Consider the following 2,268-nt stretch of genomic DNA (forward strand, 5'->3'; position numbering starts at 1 on the left):
GAGCAAAGGGAGAGCCGGCATGGCAGCCATCGCGCGCGCACTTTTCGTCTTTTTCTGCGTGTTCGTCTTGCTCGGACTGTCGACGACATCAGACCTCGGGGGGCCGATCGCCATCTTTGCGATCGGGGTACCGATGAGTTGGTACGGCGCCAGGCCGTTGTGGTGGCGTCTGCGATCGCAGTCGTGGCGCAGCGTGAAAGTTGAAGTGCTTGGTTCGGATATTCGGCACCGGACCGAGGTGCAAGACGGGCGGCTCGCCACCCGCTTCAGCCCCGAGTTCATCCTGCGCCGCGTCGACACGAACAAGGTACTGCGCGGATTCTGTCTGGTGCGTGGCGACTTTGCCTCGAAGGACGCACAAGCTGCAGTGCAGCTCACCGGACTTTGCGCAATTGGAGAGAAGCGCAAGGCACTGGTCCATCCCGGATACGCTGAATGGCTGGTATTGGCCCCCTACATGTCGCTGGCCCTGTGGCTGCGGAGCGTGGTTTTGACGCTTCTCGGAGCGGCGCTCACGGCACTCGGCATCTGGCTGTCAGCAAATGTGGAGACTGAAGCAGAACGATTGCGTCGGATCGACCGGCAACGCGTTTCGCTACTCGCCGATCAACGCGCCGCAGCCGCAGCTGCAGAGGCGGAACGCATGCGCCGAGATCAGCTGGATGAGCAGACCCGGCTCGCGACAGCGAGAGCGGCCGCCACGAAGGCCGCAGCGTGGGCCAAGTTCTATCGACAGCCGAGACGCTGCGTCGACAATCCGCCTCCGCAGGTTCTGAAAGACTGCGCCAGCGAATTTGCAGAGGCCAGACGTGCTTTCGATGCGAGCTACTGAGCGTTCGCCCGCTGCTGCCGGCACACCTCCAGCACCACCCCTCGCAGCCACCGATGCGCCGGATCGCGATCGAGCCGCGGGTGCCACATCTGCGAGATGGTGATGTGCTCCGTCGGCACCGGCAGCTCGAACGAGCGCAGCGTATTGCTCGCCCGCAGGTGCTCGAAGTACGACGCCGGGATCAACGCCACCATGTCGGTCGCGGCGGCCGTCGACAGCGCGGTGCCGAAGCTGGGAACGATGACGGCGACATTGCGCTTCAAGCCGGCGGCGGCGAGCGCATCGTCCACCGGCCCCGTGATTTTTCCCCGGCGCGACGTGACCACATGGTCGCAGGCCGCATACCGCTCGGGCGTGATCTCGCCTTCGGCCAGCAGCGGGTGACCCTGCCGCACGACGGCGATGAAGCGGTCGCGGTAGAGCGTCTGGACGCGCACCTCGGGGCCGGACTCGCCGAGCACGCCCACGTCGAGATCGATCAAGCCCTCGCGCAGCGGCCGCACGTCCTTGTCGGGCTTGGGCGCGAAACGCAGGCGCACTCCGGGCGCCTCGCGCGCGGTGCGTGCCGCGAGCAGGTGCGCAAACGCCTCGGTGAAACCGTCGTTGGCCCGGATGGTGAACAGGCGCCCGAGCGTGCCGAGGTTCAGGTCAGGCCCGGCCGGCTGCAGCACGGCCGCCGCCTCGTCGACCAGGGCCTTCACCTGCTCGCGCAGCGCCAGTGCCCGCGGCGTCGGCACCATCGCACGGCCGGCCCGGACCAGCAGCTCGTCACCCGTCGCTTCACGCAAGCGAGCCAGCGTGCGGCTCATCGCCGATTCGCTCAGGCCCAGCCGCTCGGCGGCCCGGGAGACGCTGGCCTCGGAGAGCAGCGCGTTCAATGCAATGAGCAGGTTGAGGTCGATGTCGGCGGGCATCGGTCGAACCTAGCACGGTTCGGGGCCGTCGATCCGGCGCCGCATGCAGGAACAAGATGCGCGCCACGCTCTGTGGCAGTCGGGGTCGGCGACCTATGCTGACGTGGCGCGATCGAGCGCCCCCCTCCGGTCCACCAGCCATGTCATCCACTGTCCTCGAATCCAACCCGTCCCCGGTCTCTCATCGCACCGACTCCGGCGCGGCGCACGAGCTCGACGGCCTGCCGCTGCCGCGCCGCTACGCAGCAGTCGCCGCGATCCTCGGCGCGATCGTGCTGGTGGTGCTCGACGGCGCGATCGCCAACGTCGCGCTGCCCAGCATCGCGCAGCAACTGCACGCAGCGCCGGCCGACGCGGTCTGGATCGTCACCGCCTACCAACTGGCGATCGTGATGTTCCTGCTCCCCGCGTCCGCCGTCGGCGAGCGGCTGGGCTATCGCCGCGTGTTCACCGCCGGGATCGCGCTGTTCACCGTGGCGTCGGTGCTGTGTGCGCTGGCGCCGTCGCTGCCCTGGCTGGTCG

At 68.0% G+C, this 2,268-nt stretch carries 3 protein-coding genes; 2 read left to right on the forward strand and 1 reads right to left on the reverse strand.

Annotated features, from left to right (window positions below; genetic code table 11):
• On the forward strand, positions 1-832 hold an 832-nt coding region (locus AC1D01_RS30945; RefSeq protein ID WP_477873271.1), incomplete at its 5' end, for a hypothetical protein.
• On the opposite strand, the gene AC1D01_RS30950 is transcribed toward AC1D01_RS30945, so the two are convergent.
• Positions 826-1,746 (reverse strand): LysR family transcriptional regulator, encoded by a 921-nt coding sequence (locus tag AC1D01_RS30950; protein ID WP_477873273.1) that lies wholly within the window; start codon positions 1,744-1,746, stop codon positions 826-828. The genes AC1D01_RS30945 and AC1D01_RS30950 overlap by 7 nt on opposite strands.
• Positions 1,747-1,886: 140 nt before the next feature.
• Here AC1D01_RS30950 and AC1D01_RS30955 point away from each other — a divergent pair.
• A partial coding sequence (locus AC1D01_RS30955) for an MFS transporter (RefSeq protein ID WP_477873275.1) occupies positions 1,887-2,268 on the forward strand: 382 nt, incomplete at its 3' end.

This window comes from Rhizobacter sp. P3_B12 (assembly GCF_056402895.1).